This is a genomic window from Streptomyces sp. NPDC028928 (genome assembly GCF_055564915.1).
The window spans coordinates 11,361-26,883 of record NZ_JBVHVI010000013.1 but is presented as its reverse complement, the minus strand read 5'-3'; the positions used below and the strand labels follow the sequence as shown (position 1 = coordinate 26,883).

The following is a 15,523-nucleotide window of genomic DNA, read 5'->3' as shown; positions in this document are numbered from 1 at the left end:
GCCCGGCGGGCGGCCGGGTCAGGCTCCGGCTTCGAGTTCGCGGACCGCCGCCGCGAACGCGTCACCGCGCTGGTTGTAGTTGGTGAACATGTCCATGGAGGCGCAGGCCGGGGCCAGCAGCACCGTGTCGCCGGGCTGAGCCAGCCGCTTCGCTTCCGTCACCGCCTGGAGCATCGCCCCAGTGTCGGTCCGGTCGAGGTCGACCACGGGTACTTCCGGCGCGTGTCGCGCGAGGGCCTCACGGATCAGGGCACGATCGGCGCCGATCAGGACCACACCGCGCAGCCGCTTCGCCGACTTGGCGACCAGTTCGTCGAAGGTCGCGCCCTTCGCCAGACCGCCCGCAATCCATACGATCGACTCATATGCCGCCAACGACGCCTCCGCGGCGTGGGTGTTGGTCGCCTTGGAGTCGTCCACGTACGCGACGCCGTCGATGCCGGCGACGAGCGCGATGCGGTGGGCGTCCGGGCGGAAGGCCCGCAGACCGTCCCGTACGGCCGTGGCGGGCACCCCGAAGGCGCGTGCGAGGGCCGCCGCGGCAAGGGCGTTGGCGATGTTGTGCGGGGCCGGCGGGTGGACGTCGGAGACCTCGGCCAGCTCCTGGGCGTTCTTCTGCCGGTCCTCCACGAAGGCACGGTCGACCAGGATGCCCTCCACGACGCCGAGTTCGCAGGGTCCGGGCGTGCCCAGGGTGAACCCGATGGCCCGGCATCCCTCCTCGACGTCGGCCTCGCGCACCAGGTCCTCGGTGGCCTTGTCGGCGGCGTTGTAGACGCAGGCGACCTTGTTGCCCTCGTAGATACGGCCCTTGTCGCGCGCGTACGCCTCCATGGAGCCGTGCCAGTCCAGGTGGTCCGGCGCGACGTTGAGGACCACCGCGGAGTGCGCCCGCAGGGAGGGCGCCCAGTGGAGCTGGTAGCTGGACAGCTCCACGGCGAGGACGTCGTACTCCTCCTCGCCGAGGACCGCGTCCAGCAGGGAGACGCCGATGTTGCCGACGGCGGCCGTGCGCAGGCCCGCCGCCTTCAGGATGGAGGCGAGCATCTGGACGGTGGTGGTCTTGCCGTTGGTGCCCGTCACGGCCAGCCAGGGGGCCGCGTCGGGCCCGCGCAGCCGCCAGGCCAGCTCCACGTCGCCCCAGACCGGTACACCGGCCTTCTCGGCGGCGAGGAACAGCGGCTTGTCGGGCTTCCAGCCGGGCGCGGTGACGATCAGTTCGGTGCCTTCCGGCAGCGTGGCCCCGTCGCCGAGGCGCACGGTGATGCCGAGCGCCTCCAGTTCCGCGGCCTGTTCGCGCGCGCGTGCGTCGTCGCCGTCGTTGACGACCGTGACGACCGCCCCGCGCGCGTGCAGCGCCTTCGCCGCCGGGATGCCGGAGACGCCGAGTCCGGCGACGGTGACGTGCTTGCCCTGGAACGCGGAAGACGATCCGGAAGGCGATTCAGAAGGCACCGAGGAGGTCACTTGTCCGCTGCCCATCCCGCGTAGAAGAGGCCCAGTCCGACGATCACACAGATGCCTTGGATGATCCAGAAGCGGACCACCACCAGGACCTCGGACCAGCCCTTGAGTTCGAAGTGGTGCTGGAGCGGTGCCATCCGGAAGACGCGCTTCCCGGTGAGCCGGAAGGAGCCGACCTGGATGACGACCGACATGGTGATGAGGACGAACAGGCCGCCCATGATGGCCACCAGCAGCTCCGTGCGGGAGAGGATGGCCAGACCCGTCAGAACACCGCCGAGGGCGAGCGAACCGGTGTCACCCATGAAGATCTTGGCGGGCGAGGTGTTCCACCACAGGAAGCCGAGGCAGGCGCCCATCAGCGCGGAGGCGACGACCGCGAGGTCGAGCGGGTCGCGCACCTCGTAGCAGGCGCCCGGGTTGGTCAGGGTGCCCGCGTTGGCGCAGGACTCCTGGAACTGCCACACCCCGATGAACGTGTAGGCGCCGAAGACGAGGACGGAGGCGCCGGTGGCGAGGCCGTCCAGACCGTCGGTGAGATTCACGCCGTTCGACATCGCGAGGATCATGAACAGCGCCCAGACCACGAACAGCACCGGGCCGATCGACCAGCCGAAGTCGGTGATGAACGACAGCTTGGTGGAGGCCGGGGTGTTGCCGCGGGCGTCGGCGAACTGCAGCGACAGCACGGCGAAGGCGATGCCGACGATCAGCTGGCCGGCCATCTTGGCCTTGGCCCGCAGACCCAGCGACCGCCGCTTGACGATCTTGATGTAGTCGTCGAGGAAGCCGACCAGGCCCATGCCGAACATCAGGCCGAGGACCAGCAGTCCGGAGTAGGTCGGCGGGTAACCGGTGATGAGCTTGCTCAGGAAGTACGCGGCGATCGTCGCCAGGATGAAGGCGATGCCGCCCATGGTCGGCGTACCGCGCTTGCTGGCGTGCTCGCGCGGGCCGTCGTCACGGATGTACTGGCCGTAGCCCTTGCGGGCGAGAAGCTTGATCAGCAGCGGGGTGCCGACCAGCGTCAGGAAGAGGCCAATGACTCCCGAGAACAGGATCTGCTTCATCATCGGGCGGCAACCTCACCCTCGGCACCGGTCTCGATGAGCGCCTGGGCGACGCTCTCCAGCCCCACCGAACGGGACGCCTTCACGAGCACGACGTCCCCCGGGCGCAACTCGCTGCGCAACAGGTCGATCGCCGCCTGTGCGTCGGACACGTGCACCGACTCCTCACCCCACGAACCCTCGTTATATGCGCCCAATTGCAGCCAGGAGGCCTCGATCCCCCCGACAGCGACGAGCTTGCTGACGTTGAGCCGGACGGCGAGCCGTCCGACGGCGTCGTGCTCGGCGAGCGCCTCGTCCCCCAGCTCGGCCATCTTGCCGAGCACCGCCCACGTGCGGCGCCCCTTGCCCATGGCCGCGAGCGCCCTGAGGGCGGCCCGCATGGACTCGGGGTTGGCGTTGTAGGCGTCGTTGACGATGGTCACGCCGTCCGGGCGCTCGGTGACCTCCATGCGCCAGCGGGAGAGGGAGCCCGCCTCGGAGAGCGCGGTGGCGATCTCTTCCGCGGACATGCCCAGCTCATGGGCGACGGCGGCCGCGGCGAGCGCGTTCGACACGTGGTGCTCACCGTACAGGCGCATGGTCACATCGGCTGCACCGGAGGGTGTGTGAAGCCTGAAGGCGGGCTGTCCGCTGTCCGTGAGTCGTACGTTCTCACCGCGTACGTCCGCTTCGGCCGACTCTCCGAAAAGGACCACCTTCGCCTTGGTACGGGAGGCCATGGCCTTCACCAGCGGGTCGTCGGCGTTGAGGATCGCCGCGCCGTCCTCGGGGAGTGCCTCGACCAGTTCCCCCTTGGCCTGGGCGATCTGCTCGCGTCCGCCGAACTCGCCGATGTGGGCGGTGCCGACGTTGAGCACCAGGCCGATCCTCGGCGGGGTGAGGCCGGTGAGGTAGCGGATGTGCCCGATGCCGCGGGCGCCCATCTCCAGCACGAGGAACTTCGTCTCCTCGGTGGCGGACAGGGCGGTCAGCGGCAGCCCGATCTCGTTGTTGAGCGAGCCGGGCGTGAACACCGTCGGCGCCTTGCGCTGGAGCACCTGCGCGATGAGGTCCTTGGTGCTGGTCTTGCCGGCCGAGCCGGTCAGGGCGACGAGGGTCGCGCCGAGCCGGCGTACGACGTGCCGGGCGAGGGCGCCGAGGGCCGTCTGGACGTCCTCCACGACGATCGCGGGGACGCCGACCGGGCGGGACGCCAGTACGGCGGCCGCGCCGGCCGCGACGACCTGCGCGGCGTAGTCGTGGCCGTCCACGCGCTCGCCGACGAAGGCGGCGAACAGGCTGCCGGGCACCACCTCGCGGGAGTCCCGGACGACCGGTCCCGTGACAGCTACGGACGGATCCGGTATGTCGTGCGTCTGCCCGCCGACGACTGCTGCGATCTCGGCGAGGGAGAGGGCGATCACAAGTTCATCCCCTGGGTCTTCTGGATTTTCATCCCTGGGTGTTCTGGATGGCTTCGCGGAGCACCTGGCGGTCGTCGAAGGGACGGACCACGCCGGCGATGTCCTGGCCCTGCTCGTGGCCCTTGCCCGCGACCAGCACGGTGTCGCCGGCCTGGGCACGGCCCACGGCGGCGGCGATGGCGGCGGCCCGGTCCTCGAAGAGGAGGACCTCGCCGCGCTCGTGCGCGGGCACGGAGGCCGCGCCCTGGAGCATGGTCGCGAGGATCGCGAGGGGGTCCTCGGAGCGGGGGTTGTCGGAGGTCAGTACGGCCGTGTCGGCGAGCCGGGCCGCGGCGGCGCCCATCGGGGCGCGCTTGGTCTGGTCGCGGTCGCCGCCGCAGCCGAGGACGACGTGCAGCCGGCCCTTGGTGACCTTGCGCAGCGCCTTGAGCACCGACTCGACGGCGTCGGTCTTGTGGGCGTAGTCGACGACCGCGAGGTAGGGCTGCCCGGCGTCGACGCGCTCCAGGCGGCCCGGGACGCCCGGTACCGCGGCGATGCCGTCGGCGGCCGCCTGCGGATCGAGGCCGGCCACGGAGAGGGCGACGATGGCGGCGAGGGTGTTCGCCACGTTGAACGGGCCGGGCAGCGGCGACTTGGCGTGCACGCGCTCGCCGTTCGGGCCGAGCACGGTGAACGTCGAGTCCATGGGGCCGACCTGGACGTCCTCGGCGCGCCAGTCGGCGTCCGGGTGGCCCTCGGCGGAGAAGGTGACGACCGGCACGGTCGCCTCGCGCGCGAGCCGGCGGCCGTAGTCGTCGTCGGCGTTGACCACGCCGAGTTTGCTGCGCTGCGGCGTGAAGAGCTGTGCCTTGGCCCGGAAGTAGTCCTCCATGTCGGAGTGGAACTCCATGTGTTCCGGGCTGAGGTTGGTGAAGACGGCGATGTCGAAGACGCAGCCGTCGACCCGGCCGAGGACCAGGGCGTGGCTGGAGACCTCCATGGCGACCGCCTCGACGCCGCCTTCGCGCATGACGGCGAACAGGGCCTGGAGGTCGGTGGCTTCGGGGGTGGTGCGCTCGGACTTGATCCGCTCGTCGCCGATGCGGATCTCCACCGTGCCGATGAGCCCGGCGGGGCGGGACGCGTCCAGGCCGCCCTTGACGAGGTAGGCGGTGGTGGTCTTGCCGGAGGTGCCGGTGATGCCGATCTGGAGCAGGTCGCGGCCCGGGTGGCGGTAGATGGTGGCCGCCAGCTCCCCCATCCGCGCGCGCGGGTCCGCGACGACCAGGACGGGCAGTCCGGTCGCGGCGGCGCGCTCGGCGCCCGTGGGGTCGGTGAGCACGGCGACGGCGCCCAGGCTCGCGGCCTGGGCGACGAAGTCCGCGCCGTGCAGACGGGCGCCCGGGAGGGCGGCGTACAGGTCGCCGGGGCGGACGGCGCGCGAGTCGTGGGTGATACCCGTGATCTCGGCGGCGCCCTCCGGCGCGGTGACACCCAGCTGGTCGGCGAGCTCCGCGAGGGGGGTGGCGGGGAGCTGCGTCGGCCTGGGCAGTCCCGGATAGGTCACGGGTTGGCCCTTCTGGGTGGTTTGGGACTGATCAGCGTGTGGCACGGCGGTGAGCGTACCGGGCGCACCCGCTCCGGAGCGAAGCGAGGGGCTCGGGGCGCCTTGGTTCCCGGGGTCCGGGGTGATCGTTGTCACGAGCTGTTCCTGGTGTTTCCGTGCTGATCAGGGATGCTGATCAGGGCTTGTACTCGACGGGCAGGTTGGCGGCCTTCGCCCCGGTCGGCGGGATCTGGAGGGTTTTCAGGGCGAACTCCATCACCTGCTTGTAGATGGGGCCGCAGATCTGGCCACCGAAGTAGTTGCCCGAGGTGGCGTTCTGGATGGCGCAGTAGACGGTGATCCGCGGGTTGTCGGCGGGGGCGAAACCGGCGAACGACGAGGTGTAGCCGCGGTAGCGGCCGGTGGCCGGATCCACGCGGTTGGCGGTGCCGGTCTTGCCCGCGACCCGGTACCCGGGGATGCGGGCCTTCACGCCGGTGCCCTGCTCGTCGTCGACGACGGACTCCAGCATCTGGGCGAGGCTCTTGGCGGTCTTCTCACTGACGACCCGGGTCTGCTCGGGCTTCGGCGCCGAGGTGAAGCGCCCGTCGGCGCCCTTGGTGCCGCGCACCAGGGTGGGCTCGACGCGGACGCCGCCGTTGGCGATGGTCGAGTACACGGAGGCGGCCTGCATGGCGTTGATGGAGAAGCCCTGGCCGAAAGGGATCGTGTACTGCTGAGAGGTGGACCACTTCTGCGGCGGCGCGAGGATGCCGGGCGTCTCGCCGGGGAAGCCGAGGCCGGTGTAGCCGCCGATGCCGAACTTGCGCAGGTATGTGTAGAGGACCTTGTTGGCCTCGGGCTGGCTCTTGGCGAGTTCCCCGGTGGCCAGGATGGTGCCGATGTTGCTGGACTTGGCGAGCACGCCGTTGAGCGTGAGGTACCAGGTGGCGTGGTCGATGTCGTCCTGGAAGAGGCGGTCGCCGCGGTGCAGCCGGTTGGGTACGACGACGTGGGTGAGCGGCGTCGCCACGTTCCGCTCCAGCACGGCCGCCATCGACATCACCTTGGCGGTGGAGCCGGGCTCGTAGGCGTCCTGGAGGGCCGCGTTGCCCATGGCGTCGCCGTCGGCCTTCGACAGGTCGTTCGGGTCGAAGCCGGGCGAGTTGGCCATGGCCAGGATCTGGCCGGTGCGGGTGTCCTGGACGATGACGTAGCCGCGGTCCGCCTTGGAGTTCTTCACCTGCTCGGTGATGGCGTTCTGCGCCGCCCACTGGATGTCGCGGTCGATGGTCAGCTCGACGTCGGCCCCGGGCACGGCGGGTGTCTCGGTGGACCCGGCCGTGGGGACCTCGCGCCCGCCGGCCTGCGCGTACCGGACCTTGCCGTCCTTCCCGCTGAGCTGCTTGTTCAGTTGCTGCTCGATGCCGCCGCCGCCCTGGCCGTCGGCGTTGACCCAGCCCAGTATCCCGGCGGCCAGGTCGCCGTTGGGGTACACGCGCTGGCTGCTGGGGTCGGCGAAGACGCCGGCCAGCACGTTGACGGTGGTGTGGTCGGTCTCGGCCTTGTTCGCGAGCGCGGTCTTCAGGTCCTTGATCTGCTTCCAGACCTGGGGGGTCTGCCGGGTGGCGAGCCGGGTGTAGCGGGAGTTCTTGTTCTCGGGGCGCAGCTTCCTGACGAGCGCGGCCTGGTCCTGGCCGAGGATCGGGGCGAGCAGCGCGGCGGCCTGCTCCGGGCCGTCGGCGATCTTCAGCTGCTTGGCGTTGAACATGGTCGGGTCGGCCGTGATGTCGTAGGCGTCCTCGCTGACGGCGAGCGCGACCCCGTTGCGGTCGGTGATCTCGCCGCGCTCGGCGGCCAGGGTGTGCACCACGTACCGGTTCTGCTCGGCCCGTGCCGTGTAGGAGCTGGCGTCGACGGCCTGGACCTGGAGCAGCCGTACGACGAAGGCGAGCAGCACCAGGGTCAGGGCGAGGCTGACCAGGCGCAGCCGGGGCCGGGGGCTGCCGAGCCGGAGGGGAGGCGTGGCCGGGGGCCGGGCCCCACCGGGCCGGCGCACCGGCCGGGCACCGGGCCCGGCCTGCCGCCGGACGGCACCCCGCGGCCGCGGAGGCTTGGCGGGCCCGGGCACACGGCGGCGCGGTTCCCTGTCGGACACTTCCGTCACCTGCCGGGGGTCGGGGTCGAAACGGACTGGGGGGAGGCGGGCGGCGTCATCGCGCCTGCCGCGGCACAGGGCCGCACGACCGGACATCGCCGCCCCCCACGCGCGGCCGGCCGCACACCGCACCCGAACCCGCCACAACCATTCCGCCCGGCCGAGCGGAGCGCACACGCGGACCCGGGCACACGGCGGCGTTCCCTGTCGGACACTTCCGTCACCTGCCGGGAGTCGGGGTCGAAACGGACTGGGGGAAGGCGGGCGGGGCCGGTGGGGCGGCGGCCGGGGTAGCGGGTGCGGGGGTGCCCTGGGGCTGGGACGGCGGAGCGGAGGGCTGCGGGGTGGTGGCGAGGGGGGCGGCCGGGGGCAGCTGGGCGGCGGGGGCGGTGAGGGCCGCGGGCTCGGGGGCGGCGGCGCTGGGGACGCCCTTGACGGAGCCGTCGGGGCCGAGGAAGGCCGGGTCGCCGCCGGGGACCATGCCGAGTTCGCGGGCGCGGCGCTGGAGGGCGTCGGGGGAGGAGTAGGCGTCGATGTCCCGCTGGAGCGCCTGTTCCTGGTCGGTGAGGTTCTTCGTCTGCTTCTGCAGGTCGTCGAGTTCGAACGAGCCTTCGCTGAGCGCGGAGTTCAGCACCAGCAGCCCGATCAGGCCGCCGCCGAGGAGCACGACGACGAGCAGGACGAACGGGGTACGGGCCGCCTGGGCGCGGCCGGCCGGGAGGAGCCGGGCGAGCCGGGCGGCCCTCCCCTTCAGCTCGGGTTTCCTGCTCACTGCTCCCCCGGTGCGTGGGGGCAGCCGCTTCCCCGGTGCGCGGGGGAGACCTTCCGACCCGTCTCGCTCACTCGACGTCCTCCCTGATGCGCTCGGCACCCCGCAGCCTGGCCGGCGCGGCCCGGCGGTTCTCGGCGATCTCTTCCTCGGTGGGAAGTTCGGCACCACGGGTGAGCAGCTTGAGCCGCGGCTGGTAGCGCTCGGGCACGACGGGCAGCCCGGGCGGCGCGGTGGAGGCGGCCCCGGCCGCGAACACGTGCTTGACGAGCCGGTCTTCGAGCGAGTGGTACGACAGCACGGCGATCCGCCCGCCGACGTCCAGCGCCTTCACGGCGGCCGGGATCGCCCGCTCCAGGACGGACAGTTCGCCGTTGACCTCGATGCGCAGCGCCTGGAAGGTGCGCTTGGCCGGATTGCCGCCGGTGCGCTTGGCGGCCTGCGGCAGCGCGTCCCGGATGAGTTCCACGAGCCGCGCGCTGTTGCTGAACGGCTCCTTCTCCCGCTCCCGCACGATCGCGGCGACGATCCGCTTGGCCTGCTTCTCCTCGCCGTACGCGCGCAGGATCCGCACCAGTTCCCCGGCCGGGTAGGTGTTGAGGACCTCGGCGGCGCTGATCCCGGTCGTCTGGTCCATGCGCATGTCCAGCGGCGCGTCCTGCGCGTAGGCGAAGCCGCGGTCGGCCTCGTCCAGCTGCATGGAGGAGACCCCGAGGTCGAACAGCACGCCCTGCACGCGCGCGATGCCGAGCCGGTGCAGTACGTCGGGCAGCTCGTCGTAGACGGCGTGCACGAGGGTGGCGCGGTCCCCGTACGGAGCCAGCCGCTCGCCGGACAGGCGCAGCGCCTCCTTGTCCCGGTCGAGGCCGATCAGCCGGGCCTCGGGGAACCGGGTGAGCAGTGCCTCGCTGTGCCCGCCGAGGCCGAGTGTGCAGTCGACGACCACCGCTCCGGGGCGCTCCAGGGCGGGCGCCAGCAGGTCCAGGCACCGCTGGAGCATCACCGGGACGTGTCGACTCTGGCTCAAGGGGGCCTCTCAGTTCCGGCGGGCCGTACGCACCGTCGGTCCCCCGAGCCGTACGTACGCGCCGCGCGCGCGGGGAGACGGGTCCGGGCTGCCGGGGTCTCCGGGGGTTTCGTCAGCGGGAAGAGACTCGTCTCCCGCTTTCGCGTCACTTTAGTCCACGGTGTCCCATGGTCAATCAACCGGCCTGCGCGTCGTGCACCGCGACACAGCGGGAACCGCGATTCGGGCCGATCCACCCGTTCAGCACGGCTTTGCCCACCCTGTGGGTTAGCTCACAACAAGCCACGATGACGTTCTTTGTCCCCTCTCACAGCAGGCCGGAACGGTGCGTGACCAGTAACGTCGTCGGTATGACGACTTCTGCAGCAGTGCCCACTGGATCCGAAGGCGCCATAACTCCTGGCGACGCCGTGACCGACCGCCTCGTGGAGGCCAACCGGCGCTACGCCGAGGCCTTCACGGACCCCGGCATGGACGCCCGTCCCGTGCTCCACGTCGCCGTCGTCGCCTGCATGGACGCCCGCCTCGACCTGCACCAGGCCCTCGGCCTCGAGCTCGGCGACTGTCACACGATCCGCAACGCGGGCGGTGTGGTCACCGACGACGTCATCCGGTCCCTGACCATCAGCCAGCGCAAGCTGGGCACTCGCAGCATCGTGCTGATCCACCACACCGGCTGCGGCCTGGAGTCCCTCACCGAGGACTTCCGCACCGAGCTGGAGATGGAGGTCGGCCAGCGTCCGGCCTGGGCGGTGGAGTCCTTCCGGGACGTGGACCAGGACGTGCGCCAGTCCATGCAGCGGGTGCGCACCTCGCCCTTCCTGCTGCACAAGGACGACGTCCGCGGCTTCGTCTTCGACGTGCGCACCGGTCTGCTGCGCGAGGTCGACCCGGCCTGAATCCGGGCGTGCGAGCGAACCGGCCGGCCGCCCCGCCCCGTATCCTGCCGCTCCGTACCCTGCCGTGCCGTGTCGAAAACACGGTCGAAAACTCCGTAAGACCGACATCGTGCGGGCAGTTGTCCACAGGCGAGTGACACGAATCGGTAACGGCAGCAAGAATGCGGGGTGTGACGTCACGCGGAACCTTTCCCGCGTGGTGTCCGTGTTTCGGGGTGGGCCGGTTGCGCACGACAGAGCGTCGGCCCGTAATGAACGGGCCGAGGAGGGCCGGGTGACGACCTATGACGATCGAGCGAGCCTCACTGATCTGACCGCCACGGTGGAGCGGGTACGCGGTTCGGTGGAGGGCGTGATCGAGGGGAAGCCCGAGGTCGTACGGCTCGCGCTGACCGTGCTGCTCGCCGAGGGCCACCTGCTGATCGAGGACGTCCCCGGAGTGGGCAAGACGATGCTCGCCAAGGCGCTGGCGCGGTCCATCGACTGCTCGGTGCGGCGCATCCAGTTCACCCCGGACCTGCTGCCCTCGGACATCACCGGTGTGTCCATCTGGGACCAGCAGCGCCGGGACTTCGAGTTCAAGCCGGGCGCCATCTTCGCGCAGATCGTGATCGGCGACGAGATCAACCGCGCCTCGCCCAAGACCCAGTCCGCGCTGCTGGAGTCCATGGAGGAGCGGCAGGTCACCATCGACGGGCAGACGTACGAACTGCCCAGCCCGTTCATGGTGGTGGCCACCCAGAACCCGGTCGAGATGGAGGGCACCTACCCGCTGCCCGAGGCGCAGCGCGACCGCTTCATGGCCCGGGTCTCCGTCGGCTACCCGAGCGTCGAGGCCGAGCTGCAGATGCTGGACATCCACGGCGGGGTCAGCCCGCTGGAGGACCTCCAGCCGGTGGCGCACGCGCACGAGATCGTGAAGCTGGTCGAGGCGGTGCGAGGGGTGCACGTCTCCGAGCCGGTCCGGCGGTACGCGGTCGAGCTGGTCGCCGCCACCCGCACCCACCCCGACCTCAGACTCGGCGCCTCCCCGCGCGCGACGCTGCACCTGCTGCGCGCGGCCAAGGCGTCCGCGGCCCTGGCCGGCCGGGAGTACGCGCTGCCGGACGACGTGCAGGCGCTCACCGTCGCCGTCCTCGCCCACCGCCTGCTGCCCACCGCCCAGGCCCAGCTCAACCGCCGTACGGCCGAGCAGGTCGTGCTGGAGATCCTGCAGCACACCCCGGTGCCCGCGGCCCCGGGCCGGCAGAGCGGCTTCGGCGGCCTGGGCCGGAACGTCCCGGCCTATCCCCAGCAGCCGCCGCGGAGTCTGTGATGAGTTCCGGGGGGCCGGCGCCGGCCGAGGCCGACCGCGGTGAGGCGAGCGGGGTGCGGACGGCCCTGGCGGGTCTCACCACCCGGGGCCGCTCCTTCCTCGCGGCCGGGATCGCCGCCGCGATCTGTTCGTTCGTGCTGGGTCTGAGCGAACTGCTGCGGGTCGGCCTGCTGCTCGCCGTGCTGCCCCTGATCTGCGCGGCCGTGCTGTACCGCACCCGCTACCGGGTGGCCGCGAGCCGCCGCCTCGCCCCCGCGCGCGTCCCGGCCGGCAGCGAGGCCCGGGTGCACCTGCGCATGGACAACGTCTCCCGGCTGCCCACCGGTCTGCTGATGCTCCAGGACCGGGTGCCGTACGTCCTCGGGCCGCGGCCCCGGTTCGTGCTGGACCGGGTCGAGCCGGGCGGCCGCCGCGAGGTGTCCTACCGGGTCCGCTCGGACCTGCGGGGCCGCTATCCGCTGGGCCCGCTCCAGCTGCGGCTGACGGACCCCTTCGGCATGTGCGAGCTGACCCGCTCCTTCTCGACGTACGACACCCTGACGGTGATCCCGCGCGTGGAGCCGCTGGCCCCGGTCCGCTTCGGCGGCGAGGCCCAGGGCTACGGCGACGGGCGGCAGCGCTCGCTGGCCCTGGCCGGCGAGGACGACGTGATCCCGCGCGGATACCGCTACGGCGACGATCTGCGCCGGGTGCACTGGCGGTCCACCGCCCGCTACGGCGAGCTGATGGTGCGCCGTGAGGAGCAGCCCCGGCGGTCCCGGTGCACCGTGCTCCTGGACACCCGCGGCGGTGCCTACGAGGGCGCGGGCCCGGACGCGGCCTTCGAGTGGGCCGTCTCCGGTGCCGCCTCGGTGCTGGTGCACATGCTGGAACGCGGCTTCTCGGTACGGCTGCTGACCGACAGCGGCAGCGCGGTGCCCGGCGAGGGCGGCGACGGCTTCGCGGGCAGCGGCCAGGAGACGGCGGACGCGGCCGGGCTGATGATGGACACCCTCGCGGTGATCGACCACTCCGACGGCACCGGGCTGTCCCGGGCGTACGACGTGCTGCGCGGCGGCAACGAGGGGCTGCTGGTCGCCTTCCTCGGCGATCTGGACGAGGAGCAGGCGACGACGGTCGCCAAGATGAGCCGGCGCAGCGGGGGCGCCGTCGCCTTCGTGCTGGACCCGGACACCTGGACGCGGGAGGCGACCGACGTGCCCCGCCCGGGCGACCGGCACGCGGAGCGGCTGCGGATGCTGCGCGAGGCGGGCTGGACGGCGCTGAGCGTGCCGCGCGGCGCCTCGCTGGACGGACTGTGGCGGCAGGCGGACCGGGAGCGCTCGGGCCTGGCCGCGGTGAACGGGGAGGCACGGGGATGAGCGGGCGGGCACGACTGGCGCTGTGCGCGGCGGCGGCCACGCTGATGGCCTCCTGCGCGCTGCTGCCGCTGGTCGCCGAGCCGACCTGGCTGCTGCAGCTGGTGCCGCTGGTGGCCGTGCAGACCGGGGTGGGCGCGGCGGCCCGGCGGGTGCCGCTGGGCCGGCCGCTGACCGTGGCGGCGCAGGCCCTGGTCACCCTGGTGCTGCTGACCCTGGTGTTCGCCCGGCAGCACGCCGTCGCCGGGCTGGTCCCCGGCCCGGACACCTTCCGGTACTTCGCGGAGCTGCTCCAGCAGGGCGCGGACGACGTCAGCCGGTACGCGATACCGGCGCCGGTCACCGACGGCATCAAGCTGATGCTGATCGGCGGCGTGCTGATCATCGGGCTGCTGGTGGACACGCTCGCGGTGACCTTCCGCAGCGCGGCCCCGGCCGGGCTGCCGCTGCTCGCGCTGTACTCGGTGGCCGCGGGGCTCTCCGACGGCGGCGCCGACGGGCTGTGGTTCCTGGTGGCGGCGGGCGGCTATCTGATGCTGCTGCTCGCGGAGGGCCGGGACCGGCTCGCCCAGTGGGGCCGGGTCTTCGGCGGCGCGCCCCGCGCCCCGGGCGCCCCGGAGGCGGGCGCCCTGGCACCGGTGCGCACGGGACGGCGGATCGGCGCGGTCGCGCTCGGCGTGGCCCTGATGGTGCCGCTCGCCCTGCCCGCGATGCACGGCGGCCTGCTGGACGCCGCCGGCACCGGCGTGGGAGGGGGCAGCGGCAACGGCGGCACGGTCTCGGCGGTCAACCCGCTGGTGTCGCTGCGCGACAACCTGAACACGAACGACGACCGCCAGGTGCTGTCCCTGCGGACCAGCACGAACGACATCTCCGACCTGTATCTGCGGATCGTCTCCCTGGACGAGTTCGACGGCACCACCTGGACCCCGGCGCAGCGGCACATCATCGGCGTGCCGGACCAGCTGCCCACGCCCGCCGGCCTGGGCCAGGACGTCAAGCGCGGCACGGTGCGCACGACCGTCCGGGCCGCGGACTGGTACGCCCAGAACTGGCTGCCGATGCCCTACCCGCCGAGCGGGGTGAAGGTCAGCGGCCGGTGGCGGTACGAACCCGTCGGGATGACCGTGGTCGGCGACCGCGGCCAGACCACCCGCGGCGAGACCTACCAGGTGACCAGCCTGGACGTGCAGCCGACCGCGCGGCAGCTGGCCGCCGCGCCCGAGCCGCCGGCCGCGCTGCAGAGCGAGTACACCAAGGTGCCGTCCTCGCTGCCGAAGGTGGTGGCGCGTACCGCGGAGGAGATCACCGAGGGCGCGGACAGCCACTACGAGGAGGCCGTCAAGCTCCAGGACTGGTTCGCCGTCACCGGGGGCTTCCAGTACGACACCTCCGTGAAGGTGGGCCGCGGTCCCGGCGCCATAGCGAACTTCCTGAAGCAGAAGGAGGGCTTCTGCGTCCACTTCTCCTTCGCGATGGCGGCGATGGCCCGCACCCTCGGCATCCCGGCCCGGGTCGCGGTGGGCTTCGCGCCCGGCACCCCGCAGGCCGACGGCACGATCGCGGTGAACCAGAGGGACGCGCACGCCTGGCCCGAGCTGTACTTCGAGGGCGTGGGCTGGACCCGGTTCGAGCCGACCCCGACCCGCGGCACCACCCCGTCGTACACCCAGCCGGACACGCCCGGCAGTTCGCTGCCGGAGGAGGCGCTGCCGTCCAAGGGCGCGTCCTCGGCACCCTCGGCGGCGGCCTCGCCGAGCGAGAGCTGCGCCGGTGAGCTGCGCCGGCTGCAGGCCTGCAACAGCCCGTCCGCGGCGGCGGTCCCGCACCACGAGGACGGCGGTACGGACTGGTGGGGCTGGCTGCTGATCGGGCTGGGCGCGCTGGTGGTCCTGGCCGTTCCGCTGTCGCCGCTGCTGTGGCGGCAGCGGGTGCGCGCGCGGCGGCTGGGCGGACACGCCCGGACCGCCGAGGGTGCGGCGGCGCACACCCTGGCGGCCTGGCAGGAGCTGACGGACAGCGCCTGGGACCACGGCATCACGCCGGACGAGTCGCTGACCCCGCGGGGGGCCGCCGACCGGATCGTCCGGCTCGGGCGGCTCGATCCGGCCGCCGGCGGCGCCGTTCACCGGGTGGCGGACGCGGTGGAGCAGGTGCTGTACGCGCCCCGGCCGCGCCCGGCGGCGGGAGCGGCGGAGGATGTGCGCCGGGTGGTCGAGGGGCTGCGGGCCACGGTGGGCACCGGGACCCGGCTGCGGGCGCTGTTCCTGCCCCGCTCCTCGGTCCGGGTGCTGTGGGCGGTCGCGGCCCGCTGGTCGGCGCTGCGGACCCGGGCCGCGGCGGCCCGGCCGACGCTGCGCCGGCCGACGCTGCGCCGGCCGTCGGGGCAGCGGGGCTGAGGGCACGCGTGAGGGGGGGGGACCAGGGGGGGGGGGGCCCCCCCGTCCGTTTTCTTTTGGCTGGGTGGGGGGGGGTCGTTTGTTTCTCGGACCTTCTTTTTCCCATCGTTCTTCCCACATCTTCTTCTCC

The 15,523-nt window shown here is 72.5% G+C and carries 11 protein-coding genes; 4 read left to right on the top strand and 7 right to left on the bottom strand.

Going from position 1 to position 15,523, the window contains the following annotated elements; translation table 11 throughout:
- Positions 1–18: 18 nt before the first annotated feature.
- From murD to rsmH, 7 genes are all read right to left on the bottom strand, one after another.
- Positions 19–1,482 carry a UDP-N-acetylmuramoyl-L-alanine--D-glutamate ligase gene (gene murD, locus ACZ4U1_RS28795; RefSeq protein ID WP_467907071.1) on the bottom strand — a complete coding sequence of 488 codons (1,464 nt, stop codon included), beginning with the start codon at positions 1,480–1,482 and terminating at the stop codon, positions 19–21.
- Entirely contained in the window at positions 1,464–2,534 is a 1,071-nt protein-coding gene (mraY, locus tag ACZ4U1_RS28790; protein WP_208887054.1) for a phospho-N-acetylmuramoyl-pentapeptide-transferase, read from the bottom strand. Before mraY ends, murD begins: the two co-directional genes overlap by 19 nt.
- Positions 2,534–3,940, bottom strand: a complete 1,407-nt coding sequence (locus ACZ4U1_RS28785; protein ID WP_467907070.1) for a UDP-N-acetylmuramoyl-tripeptide--D-alanyl-D-alanine ligase — start codon at positions 3,938–3,940, stop codon at positions 2,534–2,536. The genes mraY and ACZ4U1_RS28785 overlap by 1 nt, the downstream gene beginning before the upstream one ends.
- A gap of 28 nt (positions 3,941–3,968) precedes the next feature.
- Positions 3,969–5,624, bottom strand: coding sequence for a UDP-N-acetylmuramoyl-L-alanyl-D-glutamate--2,6-diaminopimelate ligase (locus ACZ4U1_RS28780; RefSeq protein WP_467907069.1), 1,656 nt, complete (start codon positions 5,622–5,624; stop codon positions 3,969–3,971).
- A gap of 40 nt (positions 5,625–5,664) precedes the next feature.
- On the bottom strand, positions 5,665–7,626 hold the full coding sequence (locus ACZ4U1_RS28775; protein WP_467907068.1) for a peptidoglycan D,D-transpeptidase FtsI family protein: 1,962 nt from the start codon (positions 7,624–7,626) through the stop codon (positions 5,665–5,667).
- A gap of 220 nt (positions 7,627–7,846) precedes the next feature.
- Positions 7,847–8,398 (bottom strand): cell division protein FtsL, encoded by a 552-nt coding sequence (gene ftsL / locus ACZ4U1_RS28770; RefSeq protein ID WP_467907067.1) that lies wholly within the window; start codon positions 8,396–8,398, stop codon positions 7,847–7,849.
- A 67-nt stretch (positions 8,399–8,465) separates the two neighbouring features.
- Positions 8,466–9,422, bottom strand: a complete 957-nt coding sequence (rsmH, locus tag ACZ4U1_RS28765; protein WP_467907066.1) for a 16S rRNA (cytosine(1402)-N(4))-methyltransferase RsmH — start codon at positions 9,420–9,422, stop codon at positions 8,466–8,468.
- A gap of 287 nt (positions 9,423–9,709) precedes the next feature.
- On the opposite strand from rsmH, the gene ACZ4U1_RS28760 reads away from it, so the two are divergent.
- The 4 genes from ACZ4U1_RS28760 (at position 9,710) to ACZ4U1_RS28745 (ending at position 15,393) form a co-directional block, all read left to right on the top strand.
- Positions 9,710–10,321 (top strand): beta-class carbonic anhydrase, encoded by a 612-nt coding sequence (locus ACZ4U1_RS28760; RefSeq protein ID WP_467907065.1) that lies wholly within the window; start codon positions 9,710–9,712, stop codon positions 10,319–10,321.
- A gap of 274 nt (positions 10,322–10,595) precedes the next feature.
- Positions 10,596–11,636, top strand: a complete 1,041-nt coding sequence (locus tag ACZ4U1_RS28755) for an AAA family ATPase (protein WP_467907064.1) — start codon at positions 10,596–10,598, stop codon at positions 11,634–11,636.
- Positions 11,636–12,997, top strand: coding sequence for a DUF58 domain-containing protein (locus tag ACZ4U1_RS28750; protein WP_467907063.1), 1,362 nt, complete (start codon positions 11,636–11,638; stop codon positions 12,995–12,997). Before ACZ4U1_RS28755 ends, ACZ4U1_RS28750 begins: the two co-directional genes overlap by 1 nt.
- Positions 12,994–15,393 carry a transglutaminase TgpA family protein gene (locus tag ACZ4U1_RS28745; protein ID WP_467907062.1) on the top strand — a complete coding sequence of 800 codons (2,400 nt, stop codon included), beginning with the start codon at positions 12,994–12,996 and terminating at the stop codon, positions 15,391–15,393. Before ACZ4U1_RS28750 ends, ACZ4U1_RS28745 begins: the two co-directional genes overlap by 4 nt.
- Positions 15,394–15,523 lie beyond the last annotated feature (130 nt).

Excerpts from the sequence above, each read along its gene's own strand:
- murD (WP_467907071.1), bottom strand. The coding sequence starts at position 1,482 with ATGGGCAGCGGACAAGTGACCTCCTCGGTGCCTTCTGAATCGCCTTCC.
- mraY (WP_208887054.1), bottom strand. The coding sequence starts at position 2,534 with ATGAAGCAGATCCTGTTCTCGGGAGTCATTGGCCTCTTCCTGACGCTG.
- ACZ4U1_RS28760 (WP_467907065.1), top strand. The coding sequence starts at position 9,710 with ATGACGTTCTTTGTCCCCTCTCACAGCAGGCCGGAACGGTGCGTGACC.
- ACZ4U1_RS28745 (WP_467907062.1), top strand. The coding sequence starts at position 12,994 with ATGAGCGGGCGGGCACGACTGGCGCTGTGCGCGGCGGCGGCCACGCTG.
- ACZ4U1_RS28750 (WP_467907063.1), top strand. The coding sequence starts at position 11,636 with ATGAGTTCCGGGGGGCCGGCGCCGGCCGAGGCCGACCGCGGTGAGGCG.